Below are 20,422 nucleotides of genomic sequence, written 5' to 3'. Positions count from 1 at the left end.
CCCCCGCGTTCGGCCTCCTGTCGGCACGGCGTTCAGACGCGCAGTCGCGGGAAACCGGTTCAGGGCGTCGGGGGCAGTCGCCTGAGGCCGGTGGCCTCAGGCGCAGCTCCTTGCGGCGGGGGCGTGCAGGAACCGCCCTTCCCCCTGCCCTGGCGTGATCAGGCCGGCAGAAGCTCCCGGCTCCGCAGCAGCGGCGCGATGCTGGGCTTGCGCCCGCGGAAGGAGACATACAGTTCCATCGGATCCCGCGTGTCGCCCGCGCTCAGCACCTTGCGCAGGCGCTCGGCGGTTGCGGGGTCGAAGGGGTTCTGCGCCTCGGTGAAGGCGTCGAAGCCATCGGCGTCCAGCACTTCCGCCCAGAGATAGGAGTAGTAGCCCGCCGCATAGCCGCCGCCGGCGAAGAGGTGCTGGAAATGGGCGGGGCGGTGGCGGATGCCGATCTCGGCGGGCATGCCGATGCGCTGAAGGAACGCCGCCTCGAAGCGCTCAATGTCGATGGTCTCCGGCGCGGCGTGGCGGTGGAGTTCCATGTCGATCAGCGCGGCCGCCGTGTACTCCACCGTGGCGAAGCCTTGGTTGAAGCCGCGCGCGGCGAGGAGGCGCGCGATCACCGCGTCCGGCACGGGCTCGCCGGTCTCATGGTGAAGGGCGTAGCGGCGCAGGGTCTCGGGCAGGGCCAGCCAGTGCTCATAGATCTGCGAGGGCAGTTCCACGAAGTCGCGCCGCACGGAGGTGCCGGACTGGCTGGGGTAGCGAACCTGGCTCAGCAGCCCGTGCAGCGCATGGCCGAACTCGTGGAACAGGGTCTCCGCATCGTCGAAGCTCAGCAGGGTGGGCTCGGACCTGGCGAAGTTGTTGTTGTTGACGATGATCGGCGAGATGGGCGCGTCCAGCCTCTCCTGGTCGCGGTAGCTGCTCATCCAGGCGCCGGAGCGCTTGTTGGCGCGGGCATAGGGATCGGCGAGGAAGACGCCAACATGTCCCGAGGCGTCCCGCACCTCATAGGCCCGGACATCCGGGTGATAGACGGGCGCGTCAGGAATTGCGGTGAAGGTGAGGCCGAAGAGGCGCGTGGCCGTGTCGAAGGCGGCCTGCTGCATGTTGGCCAGCAGGAAATAAGGCTTCAGCTCGGCCTCATCGAGGTCGTAATCCGCCTGGCGCACCTTTTCGGCGTAGAAGCGCCAGTCCCAGGGCTGCAGCGGGCCTTCGAAACCCTCCTTCCGGGCCACGGCCAGCAGGCGGTCGCGTTCGGAAGCGGCCTTGCGCCTGGCGGGTTCCCAGACCTGGGAGAGCAGTTCCTCGGCGGCTTCGGGCTTGCCGGCCATGGTATCGGCCAGGCGGAACTCGGCGAAGCTGGCATAGCCGAGCAGCCGCGCCCGCTCGGCGCGCAAGGCCAGGATCTCGGGAATCAGCGGGCGGTTGTCATGCTCACCGGCATGGGTTCCGCGGGCGACCCAGGCCCTGTACGCCGCCTCCCGCAGGTCCCGCCGGGCGGAGAAGGTGAGGAAGGGCTCGATCAGCGAGCGGGAGAGGGTGACAGCGAAGCCAGGGATGCCACGCTCGGTCGCCGCGCCCTCCATGCTCTCGCGCAGGAAGTCCGGGATGCCGTACAGGTCGGATGCGGAGAGCGAGAGGTGCCACTCCTTCTCGTCATGAACCACGTTCTGGCCGAACTGGGTGTGCAGCAGGGCCAGGCGCTCGGAGATGGCGGTCATTCGGGCCTTCGCGGCCCCGTCCAGCGCCGCGCCGCTGCGGATGAAGCCGAGATGGGTGCGCTCCAGCACCCGCATCTGGTCCTCCTCCAGGCCCAGGCTTTCCCTCTGGCGGTAGAGCGCGTCCACCCGCGCGAAGATGGCGGGGTCCAGCGAGACGCGCATGCCGTGCTGGGCGAGCCGGGGGGAGATCTCCAGGTCCAGCGCCTCCAGCGCCTCGCCGCCCAGGCTGACGGAGAGGTTGGAGAAAACGGAGCCGACCCGGTTGAGGGCGCGGCCGCTGCGCTCCAGCGCCTCGATGGTGTTCGCGAAGCTGGGGGCGGCCGGATCGGCGCCGATGGCGGCGATCTCCGCCAGATGCTCGGCCATGGCCGCCTCGAAGGCCGGGAGGAAATGGTCCGGGCGGATCCGGTCGAAAGGCGGGATGCCGAACGGGGTGTCCCAGGGAGACAGAAGGGGGTTGGTCTCGCTCATGGGCCCATAGGTCGCCGAAGCCCGGGCGGGGTCAAGCCTGGGCCTGGGATGGGGCCGTGGGGATTTCTTCTCCCGTTACGGGTTTCCTACCCACCCCTCTCCTCCCTATGGTGCGCGCCCGACCATCTCACCGCCGGCGAAAGGGAAACCGTTTTGCACCTGCCGTCCCCCGGCCGCCTCGCCTTCGGTGGCCTTGTCTCGGCCGCCTTCGCGCTGATGCTCGCCCCGGTGGCGATGGTGATGGTCATCAGCATCTTCGCGCAGGAGATCGTCTCCTTCCCGCCCTCCGGCTTCACGCTGGAGTGGTACATCAATGCCTGGCAGCGGCAGGAATTCGCCCGCGGCTTCCTCTCCAGCCTGCAGATCGCCACGCTCGCCACGCTGATCGGCGTGCCGCTGGGCACGGCGGCGGCCTTCGCGCTGGTCCGGGCGAAGCCGCGCGGCGGCTCGGCCATGCAGACGCTGCTTCTGGGCCCGCTGGCCGTGCCTGGGGTGGTGGCGGGCACCGCGCTCTACATGTTCTACCTGCGCGCCGAGTTCTGGCTGGACCAGGACATCACCTCCACCCTGCAGGGGCTGGTGGCGGCCCATGTGCTGCTGACCATTCCCTGGACCGTGCGGCTGGTGACGGCCAGCCTCCAGGGGCTGGACCGCGCGGCGGAGGAGGCGGCGGCCAATCTGGGGGCGCGGCCCTTCACCGTGTTCCGCCGCGTGACGCTGCCGGCCATGCGGCCCGGCATCATCGCCGCCTGCCTCTTCTCCTTCATCCAGAGCTTCGAGAACCTGGAGCTGAGCCTGCTGCTGGTTGGCCCCGGGCGCACCACCCTGCCCGTGGCGATGCTCAACTACCTCGAATTCCGCATGGACCCCACGCTCGCCGCGGTCGCCACCGTGCAGATCATCCTGGTGGCCGTGCTGATGCTCATCACCGACCGTTTCGTCTCGATCGCGAGGACCGTATGACCCGCCCCGCCCAGGAGGGCCTTTTCTGATGGGAAGCCTTGTCCTCGAAGCCCTGAGCAAGCGCTATGGCCAGTCCACCGCGGTGGAGCGGGTGGACCTGGACGTGCCCCAGGGCGAGATGGTGGCGCTGCTCGGCCCCTCTGGCTGCGGGAAGACCACCACGCTGCGGATGGTGGCGGGCTTCGTGCCGCCCAGCGCCGGGCGCGTGCTGATCGGCGGGACGGATGTGACCCGCACCCCGCCCCATGCGCGGAACACGGGCATGGTGTTCCAGTCCTATGCGCTGTTCCCGCACATGACGGTGGCGGACAACGTGGCCTTCGGGCTTGAGATGCGCCGCGTGAACCGGGCCGAGCGCGAGAAGCGCGTGCGGGAAGCCCTGCAGCTCGTGCGGCTGGACAAGCTGGAGGACCGGCTGCCCCGACAGCTCTCGGGCGGCCAGCAACAGCGCGTGGCCCTGGCCCGCGCCCTGGTGGTGAACCCCGCCGTCTTCCTGCTGGACGAGCCCCTGTCCAACCTGGATGCCAAGCTGCGCGGCGAGGTGCGGATGGAGATCCGCTCGCTGCAGCAGCGGCTGGGGCTGACCACCCTGATCGTGACCCATGACCAGGAGGAGGCCCTGACCATGGCCGACCGGCTGGTGGTGATGGAACGCGGCCGGGTGCGGCAGGTGGGCACGGCGGAGGATCTGTATGAGAGCCCGGCCGACCCCTTCGTGGCGGGCTTCGTGGGCCGCTGCAACCTGATCGAGGGGGAGCTGGAGACACCGGGCGGCTTCCGCACCGCCACCGGCGCCCTGCTGCCCTGCATCTTCGGCCCCCGCACCCCGGCGGGGCGGGTGGTGATGGCGCTGCGCCCGGAACATGTGCAGATCGCCCCGGCCGAGGACGGGCCCGCGCGGCTGCAGGCCGTGACCTATCTTGGTGCCCAGACCGAGTACCACCTGGATTTCAACGGCACGCCGCTCCTGGCCATCCGGCAGACCCCCGCGGCGGAGGACCCGCTGCGCCGCCTTTCCAACGGCGACGCCGTGGCGGTTTCATGGAATCCTGCCGCCGCCCGGCTGCTGCCGGCCGCGCAACCTGACGGAAAAGGAGCCTGAGCATGATCCTCTCGCGACGTGGAACCCTCGCGGCCGGCGCCGCCTTCGCCGCCGCGGCCGGCCTGCCGGGCCTTGCCCGGGCACAGGGCAAGCAGGTGGTGGTGGGCACCTGGGGCGGAGATTATGGCGAGCTGCTTCGCCAGAACATCGACGCGCCCCTCATCGCCCCCCAGGGCATCGAGGTGCTGCAGGACGTGGCGAATGCCGATCCGCGCAAGACCAAGATGCTGGCCGAGCGCCAGGCGCGGCGCGGCACGCTGGACGTCTCCTGCCTGTCGGACACCGACATGCACATGATGTCGCAGCAGAACACGCTGGACACGCTGGAGATGGGCCGCCTGTCCCGCTCCGGCAGCATCGTGGCCGGGCTGCGCAAGCCCTACGCCATCCCGCACATCTATTCGGCGCTGGTGCTGCTCTACAACCCGGAGAAGGTGACGACGCCGCCCAAGTCCTTCGCGGACATGTGGGATCCGAAGTATCGCGGCCGCGTCGGCTTCTCGGACATTCTGTATTCCACCAACACCTTCGCGGCCGCCGTCGCGGGTGGCGGCAGCTTCAGCGACTACGGCCCCGGCAAGAACAAGCTGATGGAGCTGCGCTCGCTGGACGCCAAGGTCTATCCCTCCAACGAGGCCCTGGCCGCCGCGCTGAAGGGCGAGGAGGTGTGGATGACGCCGATGTGGCTGGCGCGCGGCTACATGTGGCAGAAGGCCGGCATCCCGCTGCGGCATGTGGTGCCGAGCGAGGCCGCCTACGCCATCGTCTTCGAGGCCGCCATCCCCCGGAACAGCCGCAACAAGGATCAGGCCTATACCTATCTGGATGCGATGCTGAAGCCGGAGGCGCAGACCGCCTTCGCCGACCGCATGGGCTATCTGCCGACGGTGACCGATGCCCGGCTTCCGCAGGAGATCGCCAGCCGCATCAGCCTGAGCGAGGCCGACCAGAACAGGCTGCGGGCGCCGGATTACGACTACCTCCTGCGCGCCCATAGCGACATCCTCGACTTCTGGAACAAGCAGTTCAAAGCCTGAACCATGGCCGCGCTCGTCCTTCCTGCAGGGCTGCTGGTGTCGATGCTGCTCGTGGCACCGATGCTGCTGCTCTTCCGCATCTCGCTGAACCTCTACAGCCCGACCGAGATGATGGTGGAGGCGACGAGCGCGGCGAACTACCTGCGCGCGGTGGCCGACCCCTATTACCGGCAGGTCCTGGTCACCACGCTGCTCGTCGCGACCGGCAGCACGCTTCTGACGCTCATCCTCGCCTTTCCCGCCGCCTATTGGCTGGCGCGGATGCAGAGCCGCTGGAAGAGCTTCGCCACTGTCGTGGTGATGTTCCCGCTGCTGGTGGGCAATGTGGTGCGCGCCGCCGGATGGCTGGCGCTGCTGGGCAATGGCGGTGCGATCAACGCCGCCCTGCTGGGCCTGGGGCTGATCGCCGCGCCGCTGCCGCTGCTCTACAACACCGGCTCCGTGGTGGTGGGCATCGTGGCGGTCGTGCTGCCCTACATGATTCTCACCCTGGCCGCGGTGATCGAGAGCATCCCACGCCAGGCAGAGGAGGCCGCCTCCAATCTCGGGGCGCGGCCCCTCACGGTTTTCCGCCGCGTGGTGCTGCCGCTTGCCCTGCCGGGCGTGATCGCCGGCTGCGTGCTGGTTTTCGTGCTCTGCATGAACACCTATGCCAGCGCGGTGCTGCTGGGCGGGCCGCAGTTCAAGATGATGGCCCCCGCCGTGTATGACCAGTTCGTGCGCGGCAACAACTGGCCCTTTGGCGCCGCCCTGGCCTTCATTCTTCTCGGAATCACGCTCACCCTGACCGTGGTGGGCAGCGCGGTGCTCGGGCGCCGCTATCGTCGTGGAAAACTGGAGGAAGCGGCATGAGCGTCGCCCCGCAAACGGCCTTTCCCGCGCCGGATGCCGCGCCCGTCGGGCAGGAGATCACCGCCAAGAACGGGCGCCTGGGCATGCCACCCGTGCCCGCCGCCACCACGCGCGACCGCGGGGCTGGCCCCTACAAGCGGCTGGTGCTGCGCGGCGCGACGGTGATCGACGGCACGGGCGCCCCGCCCTGGGGCCCCGCCGATATCGTGATCGAGGGCGACCGGATCGCCGCGATCCAGCCCGTGGGCACGCCGCACAAGCCCATCAACCCCGCCCGCCGTCCCGCGGGCGGCGATCATGAGATCGACTGCCACGGCAAGTTCGTCACCCCCGGGCTGATCGATTGCCACACCCATATCGGCGTGCCCTACCACGCCCTGCACGGCTCCGTGGCGCCGGCCGACTACGTCTACAAGCTCTGGCTCGCACATGGCGTGACCACGGTGCGCGAGATGGGCTGCTTCAGCGGGCTGGACTGGGTGGCGGAGCAGCGCGAGGCCTCGGCCGCGAACCGCATCGCGGCGCCGCGCATCCGCGCCCATCCCTATTTCCCCGCAGTCAACGACATGCTGAAGACCATCCACACGCCGGACCAGGCGCGGGACTGGCTGCGGCGCGCCAGGGATGCCGGGGCGGATGGGGTGAAGTTCTTCGGCGCTCCGCCCGCCATCATGCGTGCCGCCCTGGATGAATGCGGCAAGCTCGGCCTGCGCACCGGCTGCCACCATGCCCAGCAGGCCGTGACGCGCATGAACGCGCTGACGACAGCCGAATGGGGCCTGACCAGCGCCGAGCACTACTATGGCCTGCCCGAGGCGCTGTATGATGACCGCGTCGTGCAGAGCTATCCCACGGGCTACAACTATAACGACGAGTATTTCCGCTTCTCGGCCGCCGGCCAGACCTTCCTGCAGGCGGCGGAGCCGGGGAGCGCGAAATGGGAGGAGGTGCTGGAGCGCTTCCTCGCACTGGATTTCACCTTCGTCCCGACCATGACGATCTACGACGCCAACCGCGACCTGATGCGCTTCCGCCGCGCGGATTGGCACGACGACTACACCTGGCCGAGCATGTGGCGCTATTTCCAGCCCGCGCGCGGCGGCCACGGCGCCTATTGGTACCGCTGGTCCGTGACCAACGAGATCGAGTGGAAGGCGCATTACCGCCTGTGGATGCAGTTCCTGAACGCCTACAAGAACCGGGGCGGGCGGGTCTGCACGGGCAGCGATTCCGGCTTCATCTTCCAGATCTTCGGCTATGGCTATGTGCGCGAGCTGGAGCTGCTGCAGGAGGCCGGTTTCAACGCGCTCGAGGTGCTGCGTTCCGCCACCATCCAGGGCGCCGAGCTGCTGGGCATCGACGGGGAGACCGGCAGCATCGAGGTGGGCAAGCTGGCCGACCTGCTGATCCTGGACGAAAACCCGCTGGATGACTGGAAGCTGCTCTACGGCACCGGCGCGCTGCGGCTGAACGACGAGACGGGCAAGGCCGAGTGGCGCCGCGCCCTGCGCCACACCATCCGCGCCGGGCTGGTCTTCGATGTGGAAGAGCTGCTGGCCGATGTAAGGGCCATGGTCGCGGCCGAGAAGGAGGCGGAGGCGAAAGGCGCGTGACGTCTCAGCCCGAGTTCATCCTCCTCACCGGCTTCCTGGGCAGCGGGAAGACCTCGCTGCTCCGGGACTGGCTCGCCCTGCCCGAGGCGGCGGACACGGCGCTGATCGTGAACGAGGCCGGCGAGATCAACGTCGACGGCGCCATCCTCGCCGAGGCGGGCGGGGTGCCGATGGCGATGCTGGCCAATGGCTGCGTCTGCTGCTCCCTTACCAGTGACCTCGTTTTCACCATCCGCGCCCTGCTGGAGGAGCGGGAGCGTTCTGGCCAGCCGCCCTTCCGGCGCATCGTGCTGGAAAGCTCCGGCCTGTCGCGGCCGGGGCCGATCCTGCGCTCCCTGGCGCCGCTCGCCCCGCTGGGGCTGCGCGTGCGGGTGGTGGCCACCTGCGATGCCGCCCAGGCGGCGGAGCGTGCCGCGCATTTCGACGAGGCGGTGGCCCAGCTTGCCGCTGCGGGGATGGTGGTGTTCACCAAGCTCGATCTCAGCGGCACCGCCGACGCCGAGGCGCTGGTTGCCGCCATCAACCCGCTGGCGACGCGCGTGCTGGAGGCGGACCGCGCCGAGCGGGCGCGCCGCGTCTTCCTGGGCGGGGCTGAGGACCCGGCGGCCATGCTGGATGTGGAGGATGCGGCAGGCAACGCAGCCCATCCTCGGGTCGCCGTGCTGCGCCTCTCCTTCGCGGAGAATGCGACCTGGGAGGACCGGCTGGACCTGATGGAGGACCTCGCCGCCTTCTGCGGGGAGAGGCTCCTGCGGGTGAAGGGCTTCATCCGCCGGCCGGGCACGGAGGTGCCGTTGCTGATCCAGGCCGTGGGTACCTTGTTCAGCCCGCCCGTGCCCATGCCCGGCGCGAAGGCCGTGCCGGAAGGGTTGGTGGTGATCGCGCGGGATCTGAGCGCCGCGGAGTTGCGGGCCGGGCTGGGCGGAGCCCCGGTTCATGTCGGCACGTTCCGCGACAATCCCCTGGCGTGCACGCCGGGCTGAGCCCGCCCTTTCCCCATTCCCGCCGGTCATCGAGACCATAGCGGGTCGGCATTGGAGAGTTCGGCGGGCGGGGAGCATCTCTTGGCCACGGAAGCGGCGCGATGCGCCGCCGGACAGAGAGAACGGAGACCCCCCATGCGCAAGACCTTCGCCACGCTGAGCCTCGCCACCGCCCTGGTGCTGGGCCTGGCCGCCCCCTCCTTCGCCGACCAGGACCGCGTGCCGCAGGGCGCCACCGCCTCCGGTGCCTGGAGCCAGGCCGATGGCCGCACCCCCCTGGCCGGCAGCCAGGCCGGGAGTGCCAACTTCGACATGACCCGCCAGGGCGCCTGACCAGCGTGCCTGACCAGCGTGCCTGACCGGGGCGGCTGAGGCCCCAGGCCTCCCGGGGCCTCACTCCCCCAGCCCCGCCCCGGCGAGCCCGGCCGCCCCTCTCCCCGGGGGTGGCCGGGCTCGCCGCCGTTCAGGCGGCAAATGATCGCGCCATGAGTGCAAGGCAGCGCCACTTGATGCAGCCTCCTTCCCCATGGATCTCGAATCGACCCTGCTCCTGCTCGCTGCCGGCCTGCTGGCGGGGGCCATGAATGCCGCCGCGGGGGGCGGCTCCTTTGTCAGCATCCCCGCCATGGTGTTCGTGGGGCTGCCCTCGGTGGCAGCCAATGTCTCCAGCACGGTGGCGCTCCTGCCGGGCACCTTGGCCAGCGCCTGGGCGTGGCGGCGCGATTACCGCTCCCTGCAGGGCATTTCACTCGTCACCTTGCTGGCGATCAGTCTTGTGGGTGGGCTGGGGGGCGCGCTTCTCCTGCTTGCCACCACTCAGCGGCTCTTCGACGGCCTGCTGCCCTGGCTGCTGCTGACGGGCACCCTGGCCTTCACCTTCGGCCGCCCGCTCGGCGCCGCCCTTCGCAAGAAGGTGCAGATCGGGCAGGGCACTGTGATCACGGCACAGGTACTGCTCTCGGTCTATGCGGGATATTTCGGCGGCGGCGTCGGGATCATGATGATGGCCGTCTGGGGGCTACTCGGCGATCTCGACATCAAGGCGATGAGCGCGCTCCGCACCCTGCTGGTCAGCGCCGCCAACCTGGTCGCCGTGGCCTGCTTTGCCATTGCGGGCCCGGTCTTCTGGCCAGAGACGCTGGTCATGCTCGTGGCGGCCATTGCCGGGGGCTATCTCGGCGCGCTGCTCGCCAGCCGCATGCCAGCGTCCGTGCTGCGGGGCTTCGTTATCCTGTTCGGCACGGCCATGACCGTGCTGTTCTTCTGGCGCGCCTATGGCTGAACCGGAAGGCGGGGCCGCCTTCGCGGCCCGCCCAAGGATCAGCCCGCTTTCATCTTGATCCCGGTATCGAGGAAGGCGTTGGCATAGGCCTTCTCGATGTCGAAGGGCTGCGCGCCCGCAGCGCAGACGGCTTCGACATTGTCCTTCCGCCGGAGCGGGGGGCGGACATCAGGACCACCGAGCCTCCGGCGGCCATGTGAAGCGGAGCTACCTTCTCGGCATGCACGAATGCTGGCGAGGCCTTGTTCTGACCTGTCGTCGCGCGTGGCCTCCAGGGGTGGGGAGAAGGAGTTCTTTCCCTCCCCGGAGAGCTCGGCAACGCCCAAGGCAGCTGGTTGGTGAGATCCGGAGAGGGCAGCGCCCTCTCCGGGACGTCAACCCATCCCGCCCGCGAGCATCTCCGCCACGCGCCGGGCGAAGGCGGCCGGGTCGCGCGGGCTGTCGCCATCCTGCACCCGGGCAAGGTCCAGCAGCAGGCCAGCGGCCTCCTCCAGGCTGCCGCCCGTCTCGGCCTGGGCGGCCAGCTTGCGCAGCAGCGGATGGCGCGGGTTGATCTCCAGCACCGGCATGGAGGCGCCGAAGTCGCGGCCGGCCCGCTGCAGCAGGCGCTGCATATGCAGGTCCGGCCCGTGCTCGGGCGCGGCAAGCACCACGGCGCTGTCCACCAGGCGGTCAGTGCCGCGAACCTCGGAGACATGCTCCTTCAGCGCATCCTTCAGCAGCGGAACCAGCTTCGCGATATCCGCCGCCTCACCCTGCTCGCCCTCACCGGCCACGACCTTGGAAAGATCGACCGAGCCCTGGGTGATGCTGCGGATCGGCTTCTCCTCGAAGCTGCCCAGGCGCTCCGGCCAGAAGGCATCGATCTGATCGGAGAGAAGCAGCACCTCCACGCCGCGCGCGCGGAAGCCCTCGATCTGCGGGGAGCGGGCCAGGGCCTCTGCGGAGTCACCGGCCAGGACATAGATGGCCTCCTGCCCCTCCTTCATGCGGGACAGGTAGTCGGCCAGCGACGTCCAGCCCTCCACGGCGGAGGAGCGGAAGCGGAGCAGGCCGGCGATGTCCTTCCGGTGCTCGGCATCCTCCCAGATGCCTTCCTTCAGGATCGGGCCGAAATTCTCCCAGAACCTCGCATAGGCCTCGGCGTCCTTCGCGCGGTTCTTCAGCTCCGTCATCACGCGCCCGGTCACGGCGCGGCGGATGCGGGCCAGAACCGGCGTCGCCTGCAGCATCTCGCGCGAGACGTTGAGGGGCAGGTCCTCGGTGTCCACCACGCCCTGCACGAAGCGCAGCCAGGGCGGCAGGAGGGAGGCCTCGTCGGTGATGAACATCCGGCGCACATGCAGCCGCACGCGGCTCTCGCGCTCGCCTTCCACCACCTGGAAGGGCTTCATGCCCGGGATGAAGAGCAGGGCGGTAAAGTCTAGCGCACCCTCGGCGTGCCAGTGCAGCGTGGCCCAGGGCTCGTCGAACATGTGGCCGAGATGGCGGTAGAACTCGGTGTAGCTCTCCTCGCTGATCTCGGATTTCGGCTTGCGCCAGAGGGCCGTGCCCTCATTCGCCGGCTCGTCCTTGCCATCCCGCACCACGATGATGGGGATGGTGATGTGGTCGGCCCATTTGCGGATGATGGCCTGCAGCCGGAACGGCTCCAGGAACTCATCCGCATCCGCCTTGATGTGCAGGACGATGTCGGTGCCGGGCTCCGCGCGGGTGGCGGGAGCCAGGGTGTAGTCGCCCCGGCCTTCCGAGGCCCAGAGCCACGCCTCCTCGCTGCCCGCGCGGCGGGAGGTGACCTCCACGCGCTCCGCCACCATGAAGGCAGAGTAGAAACCCACGCCGAACTGGCCGATCAGGCTCGGCCGGTCGCCCGGCTTCGCCTCGGCCAGGGACTGGGTGAAGGCCCGGGTGCCGGAACGGGCGATGGTGCCCAGGTTCTCCGCCAGATCCGCCTTCGCCATGCCGATGCCGGGATCGGAAATGGTCAGGGTGCGCGCATCCTTGTCCGGGATGATCCGGACCCCAGCCCCTTCCGGCAGGGCGGGGCTGGCCCCGGTCAGGGCCTCGAAGCGCCGCCGGTCCACGGCATCGGCGGCATTGGCCACCAGCTCGCGCAGGAAGATCTCGCGGTCCGAGTAGAGGGCGTGGACCACCAGGTCCAGCAACCGCCCGACCTCAGCGCCGAATTCGTGGCGCTCCACCGTGTCGCTCACAAGCGTCCTCCAGGGGTGGGAATTGACTGGGACGCGATATGAAAGACGACGCCCTGCCCTTCAAGGGCAGGGTTCCCGAAACGGTCACTCAGGCCCGGCGGGGCAGGACCAGCACAGGGGCGGGCTCGGCCGAGACGGGCAGCGGGGCCCGCACGATCTGCCCCGCCTCGTCCAGCATGGCCACCAGCTCCGCCAGGGGGCCGAGATCCCCGGCGGGAAGCCGGAGGCCGATGGCCTGCAGGCGCTTCTCCAGCAATGCGATGTCCTGCCCGCTCATGCCTCCGCCATCTCCAGCACGGGGCGGCGGGAACGTGTTCCCAGCGCCCGTTCCACCGCATCACCGATCCGCAGCACAACATGGTCGTCGAAGGGACGGCCGGCGATCTGCAGCCCCACCGGCAGCCCCTCATCCGAGAAGCCGTTGCAGACGGACAGGGCCGGGCCGCCCACTAGGTTGAACACCCGCGCGAAGAAAGCGGGCGGCGAGCGCGGGGAGAGGGTATCCACCCCGATCGGCTCCGCCGTCCCGCGCGCCGTGGGAAAGACCACGGCGTCCAGCCCCTCCATCGCCCCGAAGGTGCGGGCGATCAGCATGGCGCGGCGCCGCTGGGCATGGAGATAGTCGCTGGCGGAAACCAGGGCGCCGGAGGCCAGGCGCTGGCGGCCATAGGCGCCGTAGCGCATGGGGTCCTCGCGCAGCCATGCCTCGTGGATGGTCCAGGATTCGGCACGGGCGATGATGTTGCCGGGCGCGGCATATTCGGCAAAGGCCGGCAGGACCACCTCCGCCACCTCGGCGCCAAGCTCGCGCAGGGCGCGGATGGAATCCTCCATGGCCGCGAGCACCGGCGGGGTGCAGGGCACGTCCCGCTCGAAGAAATGCCGCACCACGCCGATCCGCAGCCCGGCCAGCCCATGCTTCCGCCCCGCCGCGATGGCCCCGGCGAAATCGGGGGCCGGTCCATCGGCGCTGGCCGGGTCCTCCGGGTCATGGGCAGCGAGGACGCTCATCATCAGCGCGCAATCCTCGGCGGTCCAGGCCATCGGTCCCGCATGATCCAGGGACCAGGCAAGCGGCAGCACGCCGCGGCGGCTGACAAGCCCATAGGTCGGCTTGTGCCCGGCAATGCCGCACCAGGCCGCTGGATTGCGGATCGAGCCGCCCGTATCGGACCCCATGGCGCCTGGCAGCAGCCCCGCCGCCACCGCCACCGCGGAGCCGGAGGAGGAGCCGGTCGGGTCGCGCATGCGGTCCCAGGGGTTGCGCGCGGGCGGCCAGGGCAGGTCGAAGGATGTGCCGCCGATGGCGAATTCCCAGGTGGCCAGCTTTGCCGGGATCACGGCCCCCGCCTGCCGCAGCAGGCGCACGCTGGTGGCATCCTGGGCCGGCACATGGTCCCGCAGCACGGCGGAATGGGCCGTGGTGGGGATACCGGCGGTCTCGTAGATGTCCTTCAGCCCGATCGGGATCCCGTGCAGCGGGCCGCGGTGGCGCCCGGCTGCGATCTCGGCTTCCGCCTGGCGGGCCTCAGCCATCGCGCCTTCCTCCATCAGGAGAAGAACGCTGTTCAGCCCGCCATCATGTTCACGGATCCGCCCCAGGCAGGACTCAAGAAGTTCCACCGGTGAAAGCGCCCGCGCGGCGATCTGGCGGGAGAGTTCCGCCAGGCTCAGCTCATGCAGCGGCGCGCTCACTGCAGGTCCACCGTCGTCAGGTCCTGGAACCAGGACTGGGCCGAGGTGAAGCCGCGCACCCGGCGCGACATGGCGCGGGGATTGAGATCATGCACCACGTAGAGCCAGGGCGCCCCGTCTACCAGCCGCTCATGCGCGCGGGTGACACCGGCATTCACCCTGGCCGGGTCGGTCGCTGTCTCCACCTCGGCGAAGGCCGCGTCGAATTGCGGGTCCACCCAGTGCCCGGCATTCGAGCCGCGCGGCGCGACATTCGCGCCCAGGAACCAGCGCGCCATCTGCGAGGGATCGGAGGAAACGAGCGAGATGTTCAGCGCATCCGCCCCCAGCCAGGCCGGCTGGTCGGGCGAGGCGCGCAGGCCGCCGAGCAGCGTGTTCCACTCCACGACGCGGAACTCCACCTGCACGCCGCAATGCTCGCGCAGCGATTCCTGCAGCGCCTCGTTCATCGGCTGCGGCAGCATCTGGCCGGAGCCGGAGGTGGAGATGCCGACGGTGATCTTCAGCGGCTTCTGAGGGCCATAGCCGGCCTCGGCCAGCAGCGCCTTGCCCCGCGCGGGATCGAGCCGATAGGCGTTCTGCGGGCGCCCGAAAAGCGGGTTTGCCTTGTTGTAGAAGCCCACCGCCGGCTCGGCCGTGCCGTTGAGCAGCCCCACCAGCCCCTCGCGGTCGATGCAGTAGTTCAGCGCCTGCCGCACGCGCACATCCGAAACCGGGCTGCCCGCGCGGCCGGAGGCGAAGACCCAGGGCCACACATGCGGGTAGGAATTGGTGACAATGTTGAACCCGGCCTGCTTCAGCGAGGGGATGCCATCCGGCGGCGGCACCTCGATCCAGTCCACCTGGCCCGAGCGCAGCGCGGCGAGGCGCGTGTTTGCCTCCGGAATGGGCAGGAGCACGATGCGGTCCAGCTTCGCGCGGCGCCCCGCATCCCAGTAGTCGCCGTTGCGGGTGAGCTCGACGCTCTGCCGCGGCGTGAAGCGGGTGATGCGGAAGGGCCCCGTGCCCGCCGCGCCATTCGCCGCCACCTTCGCCCAGTCCCGCCCCGCATCCTCGAAGGACTTGGGCGAGGCAAAGAGGATATAGACGGTGAGGTACGGGAAGTAGGAGATCGGCCGGACCGTCTCGATCTCCACGGTGCGGTCGTCGATCTTGCGATAACCGGCGACGCCCGAGACGCGGCCGCGCACGATGGCGGCCCCGGCGGGCTCGGCCTGCGGCGCGCCGTCGCGGAAGAAGCGGTCCAGGTTCCAGATCACCGCATCGGCGTCGAAGGGCGCGCCATCATGGAAGCGCACGCCCTGGCGCAGGGTGAAGCGCCACTTCCTTCCATCCGCCGGATCCTGCTCCCAGCGCTCCGCCAGGCCCGGGCGAAGGCCCGCCAGCGCATCGGCGCGGGAGAGATCCCACAGCGCCAGGCTCTCGAAGATCGGATAGCCGAGGAAGCGCGTGCCCTCGTAGCCGTTGTTCGGCATGCCCGTGGTGGTGGGCACGTCGGAGGCCGTCATGGCGATCCGCAGGACCTTGCCGTCCTGCGGCGCGGCCTGCGCGGCCGCCTGCCGCGCGGGGGAGAGAAGGCCCATGGCCAGCAGACCGGCGGCGAGGAGTCGCGTCGTGATCAAGTCGTCTCATCCTTGCACGGGGCGGCGCATGGGCCGCTGCGGAAACCGCAACATTCCGAGCAAGACCTGTGCCGGACCTGTTTCCCCCGCGCTGGCCCATGTCGCGCTTTGCACTTTGCCTTCGCTTCGTGCCGCAGCCTAACCTTCCGGCCGGCGCCCAACGAGGCGCCGCATCCGGGAGGAATGAATGACCAGCATCGCGTCCCGCCGGGCGGCATTGACCGCCGGCGTCACGGGCGTCTTCGCCGCCGCACTGCCCGCTTCCGCCCAGCAGGCTTCCACGCCGCAGCCCTCGGGTTCCGCCACGGGCGGCCTGCCCATGGCGCGCCCTGGCGCATCCGGCTCGCCGGACACGATCCGCGGCTTCTCCAGGGAAAGGCTCGCGCGGATCAAGGGCGCGATGGAGCGCGAGGCGGAGCGTGGCTCCTTCCCGGGCTGCGTCACCCTGATCGCGCGGGATGGGGAGATCGTCCATCTGGAGGCCTATGGCCACCAGGATGCGGCGCGCACCCGGGCCATGCCCCTGGACGCCATCTTCCTCCAGGCCTCGATGACGAAGCCCATGACTTCCGCCGCGGCGATGATGCTGGTGGAGGAAGGGCGCATGAAGCTCGGCGACCCCATCACCAACTGGATGCCGGAGCTGCGTGAGCTGAAGGTGGAGCAGCGGCGCGAGGGGCAAGCGGCCGAGGACGTGGCGCTCGCCCGCCCGGTCACGGTGCAGGACCTTCTGCGCCACACCGCCGGCTTCATCTACGCCAACAGCGCGCCCACGCCCCGGCTGAAGGAGCTCTACGACCAGCACAACATCGAGGCGCGCGAGGGGCCGATCACCGGGGAGGAGATGATCCGCCGCCTGGGCACCATTCCCCTCGCCCACCAGCCCGGCACCACCTTCCACTACTCGATTTCCACCGACGTGCTGGGCATCCTGCTGGAACGTGTCTCGGGCCAGTCCCTCGCCACGCTGTTCCAGGAGCGGCTGACCGGACCGCTGGGCATGAAGGACACCACCTGGTTCGTGGCGCCGGACAAGCGTTCCCGGCTGGCCGAGGCCCCGACGACGGATCCGCAGACCGCGCCCATGTGGCGCTCCTACCGGATCCTGGAGGACGAGGCGGGACGCTCCTACTTCAAGGGCGGCGCCGGGCTCGTCTCCACGGCGCAGGACTATTTCCGCTTCGCGCAGATGATCGCCAATGGCGGCGTGTTCGAGGGGCGGCGCTACCTGGCCGCGCCGGTGGTGAACTATATGCTGTCCAACCACACCCAGGGCATGGCGGGCTCGCCCACCGCCTCCACCGGACCGGGCTATGGCTTCGGCCTGGGCTTCGGCATCCGGCTGCAGGACGGGCTGGCTGTGGCCCCCGGCAGCACGGGGGATGCGATGTGGGCGGGCGCCTGGGGCACCTCCTTCACCATCGACCGGGCGGAAGGGCTGGTGGCCATCCTGATGGCCCAGGGCCCGACGGCGCGGGTGCAGACCCGCATGCTGTTCAAGAACGTGGTCTATGGCGCCATGGTGGAGAGCAAGCGCATGCCGGCCTGACGGCATGCCCTGCCGGGGGCGGCTTCAGCCGCCCCCGATGCGGCGGGCCAGGGCTGCGGGAAGTCCCGCGGATTCCTTCGGGGCCGGACGGCGATAGCTGCCGGCCTCGGCCTTGCGCGGCCGCAGCGAGACCAGCGCCTCCAGCTGCTTCACCGCGGCCTGCACGCCATCCACCAGCGGCACGGGCACCCGCGCCGCCACGCGCCCCGCGAGCCCGGCCAGGGGCGCGCCGGCCAGGATCACCGCATCCGCCCCATCCTCCGCCACGGCGCGGCAGGCCAGATCGACCAGCAGCCCTTCCTTCTCCTCCTGCACATCAGCGATGGAGCGGAAGGCGCCATCCAGGCAGCGGATGGAGGCGCAGCGATGCGCAAGCCCGTTCCATTCCACCCCTTCCCGGTACCAGGGTTCCAGCGCCTGGGCGAAGGTGACGATGGAGAAGCGGCGCCCGAGCATGCAGGCCGTGAGCATGGCGGCCTCGGCCATACCGACGACGGGAAAGTCGAACATCTCCCGCGCGCCGCCCAGGCCGGGATCACCGAAGGCGGCGATGATGGCGCCGTCGATTTCCGCGGCTTCCGCGAGCATTTCCAGCGCCACCGCGCCGCCCAGCACAGCCTCGGCCCGCGTGGCGATATAGGGCACGCCGCGCGGGGCGGTGGCGGGCAGCAGTTCCGTGCCCGGTGCCGCCACCTGGCGCGCGGCCGCCAGCAGCCGCTCCGTCACTGCCCCCGTGGTGTTCGGGTTGAGGAGAAGGAGCCGCATGGCGGCGGCCCGGCCTCAGGCCACCTGGTCTGCCAGGAGCCCGACGGCCAGCCCGTAATTCATGGGGGAATTGTAGCGCCGGATCACCCGCAGGTTGGGCAGGCCCAGGAAGACCTGCCCGGCGCTGCGCGTGGGAACGGCGAGGCTGGCCTGGGTGTCGGAGGCCGGCAGCGGCGAGCCATCCGCCCGGCGCCAGCCCAGTCGGCCCCATTCGGCGATGGAGCGGCGCGTCTCGGTGTCCGCGCGCTCGATGTCGAAGCCCGCCGGCGGGCGGACCTCCATGGCCCAGCCCTGGCCGGACTGCCAGCCGCTGCGCGCGAGGTAGTTGCCGATCGAGCCCAGCGCATCGGCGCGTGTGCCCCAGATGTCCTTCCGGCCGTCGCCGTCGAAATCCACCGCCAGCCGCTCGAAGCTCGTCGGCATGAACTGGGGATGCCCCATGGCGCCGGCCCAGGAACCGCGCATCGCCTCGGCCTGGATGTGCCCGGCATCGATGATGCGCAGCGCGGCCAGCAGCTCCGCCCGGAAGAAGGCGGCGCGGCGCCCTTCCCAGGCCAGGGTCGCCAGGGCCTCAATCACGTTGAAGCCGCCTGTGTTGGAGCCGTAATTCGTCTCCATCCCCCAGATCGCGACGATCACGCGGGGCGAGACGCCGGTGCGCTGCTCGATCGACTGCAGCAGGGCCCGGTTCTCGGCATAGGCGCGGCGGCCATTCTCGATGCGGGTCTGGGAGACGATGCGGTCCCGGTACTGCTCCCAGCTCAGCACGCCCTCGGGCTGGCGCCGGTCCAGTTCGAGCACGCGGGCCAGGGGCCGCACGCCGGAAAGGGCGCGCTGCAGCGTGGCGTTGGAAACGCCTGCGCGCCGCGCATCGGCCCGCACGCCTTCCAGGAAGGTGTCGAAGCCCTGCGCATTGGCGACCACCTCCTGCGCCGGGGCGGGCGCGGGGGGCGTGGCTCCCACCGGGGCTGGCGGCGGCAGGCTCGCCGCCGGGGCCGGCGCGGTGCTCGGCGTGGAGGAGGAGCAGCCGGCCAGCATGGCGCCGGCGCCGGCAAGGACGAGACGGCGAGCGATCATGGCCGGAGGTTTGGCAGGTCGCCTCCACGAACGCAATTCGGGTCCTCGCCCGTCATGGCGGGGGAAATGCCGTGGTCACAGGATCTTGCGGCGGCGGTCCAGGGCCCGCTCCACCAGGGGCCGGAGTCAGGCTGCGCGGTGCAGCCCGGCCCGGACCTGGTCCGCGGCCGCTATCCTCGTCGCCAGCACCTTGTCGATGCGGTTGTGGTCCAGATCGACCACCTCGAAACGCCAGGCGCCGATATTGACGCTCTCACCGGTCCTGGGCAGGCGCCCAAGCGTGGCGAGCACATGCCCGGCGACCGTGTGGTAGTTGCGCTCGGCGGGCAGGCTCACCGCCAGATGCTCGGCCATCTCATCGGCCGGCAGCCAACCCGCGAGCAGCCAGGACCCGTCCTGGCGCTGCACGGCGCCGGCATCGTCCGAATGGTCCAGGTCGGTCCGGAACACGCCCGCGATGGTCTCCAGCAGGTCGGCCGGGGTGACCAGCCCCTCGAAGTGGCCGTACTCGTCATGCACGAGCACCACGGGCACCTCCGCGGCCTGGAGCAGGGCCATGGCATCCAGCGCGTCCGCGGTTTCCGGAATGACCTGGACGGGGCGGATCAGGCTGCGCAGGTCGAGCGGCTGGCCGGCCAGGACGCGGGCGAGCAGCTCGCGCGTCTGGATCACACCGATCAGCGCCTCGGTCGAGCCCTCGCCCACCGGCAGGCGGGAGTGGTGGGTGGTGGACAGGATCTCCCGAATTCGCGCCTCGTCGGCATTGATGTCCACCCATTCCACCTCGGTGCGCGGCGTCATGATGCCGCGCACCGGCCGGTCCCCCAGCCGCATCACGCCGGAGATGAGATGCCGCTCGGCGCTCGCGATGGTGCCGGAGCTTTCCGCATCGGCGACGAGGGAGCGGATTTCCTCATCCGTGATCTTGCTCTCCTCCTGCGGACCGACGCCGAGGAGCCGGAAGACCGCGCCGGTCGAGGCATCGAGCAGCCAGGCCACGGGCAGGGCAACGCGGGACAGGAAGGTCATCAGCGGCGCGATGACACTGGCAAATCCCTCCGGGTTCCGGAGTGCGAAGCGCTTGGGAACGAGCTCACCGATGACGATGGAGAGATAGGTCACGACGGCGATGACCAGCCCGAATCCGAGCGGGCTGGCGATACCCGCCGGCATGCCGAGGGTCTGGAACCAGGCGGAGAGCCGCCCGCCGAGCGCTTCGCCGGAGAAGGCACCGGCGAGGATGCCGACCAGGGTGATGCCGATCTGCACGGTCGAGAGAAAGCGGCCCGGATCCTCACGGAGGACCAGGGCGGCCCGGGCCCCCTTGCTCCCGGCCTCCGCCATGGCCTGGAGGCGCCGGGGCCTGGAAGACACCACCGCCAGTTCCGAGCAGGAGAACACGCCGTTGAGCAGGATCAGGGCGACGACAACGGCGATCTCGATCATTGCAGACCTAGATCACGCCAGGCGGCCCCATCGCAAG

Annotated in this window: 18 protein-coding genes; 9 read left to right on the top strand and 9 right to left on the bottom strand. The window is 70.1% G+C overall.

All coding sequences use genetic code 11. The features are described from left to right. Window positions 1-158 precede the first annotated feature (158 nt). The gene (locus J8J14_RS14245) at window positions 159-2,186 is read right to left on the bottom strand and encodes a M3 family metallopeptidase (protein WP_209380188.1); all 2,028 of its coding nucleotides are present in this window, start codon (window positions 2,184-2,186) and stop codon (window positions 159-161) included. Window positions 2,187-2,339: 153 nt separating this feature from the next. Here J8J14_RS14245 and J8J14_RS14240 point away from each other — a divergent pair, with 153 nt between their 5' ends. From J8J14_RS14240 to J8J14_RS14205, 8 genes are all read left to right on the top strand, one after another. After that, window positions 2,340-3,149, top strand: coding sequence for an ABC transporter permease (locus tag J8J14_RS14240; protein WP_209380187.1), 810 nt, complete (start codon window positions 2,340-2,342; stop codon window positions 3,147-3,149). 28 nt (window positions 3,150-3,177) lie between these two features. Then, window positions 3,178-4,251 (top strand): ABC transporter ATP-binding protein, encoded by a 1,074-nt coding sequence (locus J8J14_RS14235; RefSeq protein ID WP_209380186.1) that lies wholly within the window; start codon window positions 3,178-3,180, stop codon window positions 4,249-4,251. 2 nt (window positions 4,252-4,253) lie between these two features. Beyond that, complete coding sequence (locus tag J8J14_RS14230) at window positions 4,254-5,288, top strand: extracellular solute-binding protein (protein ID WP_209380185.1); 1,035 nt, start codon at window positions 4,254-4,256, stop codon at window positions 5,286-5,288. Window positions 5,289-5,291: 3 nt separating this feature from the next. Further along, complete coding sequence (locus J8J14_RS14225) at window positions 5,292-6,140, top strand: ABC transporter permease (RefSeq protein WP_209380184.1); 849 nt, start codon at window positions 5,292-5,294, stop codon at window positions 6,138-6,140. Further along, the gene (locus tag J8J14_RS14220) at window positions 6,137-7,753 is read left to right on the top strand and encodes an amidohydrolase family protein (RefSeq protein ID WP_209380183.1); all 1,617 of its coding nucleotides are present in this window, start codon (window positions 6,137-6,139) and stop codon (window positions 7,751-7,753) included. The genes J8J14_RS14225 and J8J14_RS14220 overlap by 4 nt, the downstream gene beginning before the upstream one ends. Next, on the top strand, window positions 7,750-8,736 hold the full coding sequence (locus tag J8J14_RS25625; protein WP_209380182.1) for a CobW family GTP-binding protein: 987 nt from the start codon (window positions 7,750-7,752) through the stop codon (window positions 8,734-8,736). Before J8J14_RS14220 ends, J8J14_RS25625 begins: the two co-directional genes overlap by 4 nt. A gap of 135 nt (window positions 8,737-8,871) precedes the next feature. Continuing rightward, window positions 8,872-9,069 (top strand): hypothetical protein, encoded by a 198-nt coding sequence (locus J8J14_RS14210; protein WP_209380181.1) that lies wholly within the window; start codon window positions 8,872-8,874, stop codon window positions 9,067-9,069. Between the two features lie 193 nt (window positions 9,070-9,262). Next, window positions 9,263-10,018 carry a sulfite exporter TauE/SafE family protein gene (locus J8J14_RS14205; RefSeq protein WP_209380180.1) on the top strand — a complete coding sequence of 252 codons (756 nt, stop codon included), beginning with the start codon at window positions 9,263-9,265 and terminating at the stop codon, window positions 10,016-10,018. A gap of 38 nt (window positions 10,019-10,056) precedes the next feature. Here the strand turns inward: J8J14_RS14205 and J8J14_RS14200 are convergent, their stop codons facing one another. The 5 genes from J8J14_RS14200 to J8J14_RS14180 all read right to left on the bottom strand — a co-directional run bounded on the left by J8J14_RS14200 (window position 10,057) and on the right by J8J14_RS14180 (window position 15,548). Then, window positions 10,057-10,344, bottom strand: a complete 288-nt coding sequence (locus J8J14_RS14200) for a hypothetical protein (RefSeq protein WP_209380179.1) — start codon at window positions 10,342-10,344, stop codon at window positions 10,057-10,059. Between the two features lie 48 nt (window positions 10,345-10,392). Then, window positions 10,393-12,231, bottom strand: coding sequence for a molecular chaperone HtpG (gene htpG, locus J8J14_RS14195; RefSeq protein ID WP_209380178.1), 1,839 nt, complete (start codon window positions 12,229-12,231; stop codon window positions 10,393-10,395). Window positions 12,232-12,319: 88 nt separating this feature from the next. Continuing rightward, window positions 12,320-12,508, bottom strand: coding sequence for a hypothetical protein (locus tag J8J14_RS14190; protein ID WP_209380177.1), 189 nt, complete (start codon window positions 12,506-12,508; stop codon window positions 12,320-12,322). Continuing rightward, on the bottom strand, window positions 12,505-13,926 hold the full coding sequence (locus tag J8J14_RS14185; RefSeq protein ID WP_209380176.1) for an amidase: 1,422 nt from the start codon (window positions 13,924-13,926) through the stop codon (window positions 12,505-12,507). The genes J8J14_RS14190 and J8J14_RS14185 overlap by 4 nt, the downstream gene beginning before the upstream one ends. Continuing rightward, a complete protein-coding gene (locus J8J14_RS14180; RefSeq protein WP_209380175.1) occupies window positions 13,923-15,548 on the bottom strand; it encodes an ABC transporter substrate-binding protein in 1,626 nt (541 codons plus the stop codon). The genes J8J14_RS14185 and J8J14_RS14180 overlap by 4 nt, the downstream gene beginning before the upstream one ends. Window positions 15,549-15,735: 187 nt before the next feature. Here J8J14_RS14180 and J8J14_RS14175 point away from each other — a divergent pair, with 187 nt between their 5' ends. Beyond that, window positions 15,736-17,097, top strand: a complete 1,362-nt coding sequence (locus J8J14_RS14175) for a serine hydrolase domain-containing protein (RefSeq protein WP_245215771.1) — start codon at window positions 15,736-15,738, stop codon at window positions 17,095-17,097. Between the two features lie 24 nt (window positions 17,098-17,121). Here the strand turns inward: J8J14_RS14175 and J8J14_RS14170 are convergent, their stop codons facing one another. The 3 genes from J8J14_RS14170 to J8J14_RS14160 all read right to left on the bottom strand — a co-directional run bounded on the left by J8J14_RS14170 (window position 17,122) and on the right by J8J14_RS14160 (window position 20,385). Beyond that, window positions 17,122-17,862, bottom strand: coding sequence for an aspartate/glutamate racemase family protein (locus J8J14_RS14170; RefSeq protein WP_209380174.1), 741 nt, complete (start codon window positions 17,860-17,862; stop codon window positions 17,122-17,124). 15 nt (window positions 17,863-17,877) lie between these two features. Further along, the gene (locus tag J8J14_RS14165) at window positions 17,878-18,939 is read right to left on the bottom strand and encodes a lytic murein transglycosylase (protein ID WP_245215770.1); all 1,062 of its coding nucleotides are present in this window, start codon (window positions 18,937-18,939) and stop codon (window positions 17,878-17,880) included. A 126-nt stretch (window positions 18,940-19,065) separates the two neighbouring features. Then, complete coding sequence (locus tag J8J14_RS14160) at window positions 19,066-20,385, bottom strand: hemolysin family protein (protein ID WP_209380173.1); 1,320 nt, start codon at window positions 20,383-20,385, stop codon at window positions 19,066-19,068. Window positions 20,386-20,422 lie beyond the last annotated feature (37 nt).

The sequence above is a fragment of the Pararoseomonas baculiformis genome (genome assembly GCF_017813395.1).
GTDB classification, from domain to species: domain Bacteria; phylum Pseudomonadota; class Alphaproteobacteria; order Acetobacterales; family Acetobacteraceae; genus Roseomonas; species Roseomonas baculiformis.
The sequence above is the reverse complement of the archived record's forward strand: the minus strand, read 5'-3'. Positions and strand labels throughout refer to the sequence as shown.

Excerpts from the sequence above, each read along its gene's own strand:
- J8J14_RS14245 (WP_209380188.1), bottom strand. The coding sequence starts at position 2,186 with ATGAGCGAGACCAACCCCCTTCTGTCTCCCTGGGACACCCCGTTCGGC.
- J8J14_RS14235 (WP_209380186.1), top strand. The coding sequence starts at position 3,178 with ATGGGAAGCCTTGTCCTCGAAGCCCTGAGCAAGCGCTATGGCCAGTCC.
- J8J14_RS14230 (WP_209380185.1), top strand. The coding sequence starts at position 4,254 with ATGATCCTCTCGCGACGTGGAACCCTCGCGGCCGGCGCCGCCTTCGCC.
- J8J14_RS14225 (WP_209380184.1), top strand. The coding sequence starts at position 5,292 with ATGGCCGCGCTCGTCCTTCCTGCAGGGCTGCTGGTGTCGATGCTGCTC.
- J8J14_RS14220 (WP_209380183.1), top strand. The coding sequence starts at position 6,137 with ATGAGCGTCGCCCCGCAAACGGCCTTTCCCGCGCCGGATGCCGCGCCC.
- J8J14_RS14210 (WP_209380181.1), top strand. The coding sequence starts at position 8,872 with ATGCGCAAGACCTTCGCCACGCTGAGCCTCGCCACCGCCCTGGTGCTG.
- J8J14_RS14205 (WP_209380180.1), top strand. The coding sequence starts at position 9,263 with ATGGATCTCGAATCGACCCTGCTCCTGCTCGCTGCCGGCCTGCTGGCG.
- J8J14_RS14190 (WP_209380177.1), bottom strand. The coding sequence starts at position 12,508 with ATGAGCGGGCAGGACATCGCATTGCTGGAGAAGCGCCTGCAGGCCATC.
- J8J14_RS14175 (WP_245215771.1), top strand. The coding sequence starts at position 15,736 with ATGACCAGCATCGCGTCCCGCCGGGCGGCATTGACCGCCGGCGTCACG.
- J8J14_RS14170 (WP_209380174.1), bottom strand. The coding sequence starts at position 17,862 with ATGCGGCTCCTTCTCCTCAACCCGAACACCACGGGGGCAGTGACGGAG.
- J8J14_RS14165 (WP_245215770.1), bottom strand. The coding sequence starts at position 18,939 with ATGATCGCTCGCCGTCTCGTCCTTGCCGGCGCCGGCGCCATGCTGGCC.
- J8J14_RS14160 (WP_209380173.1), bottom strand. The coding sequence starts at position 20,385 with ATGATCGAGATCGCCGTTGTCGTCGCCCTGATCCTGCTCAACGGCGTG.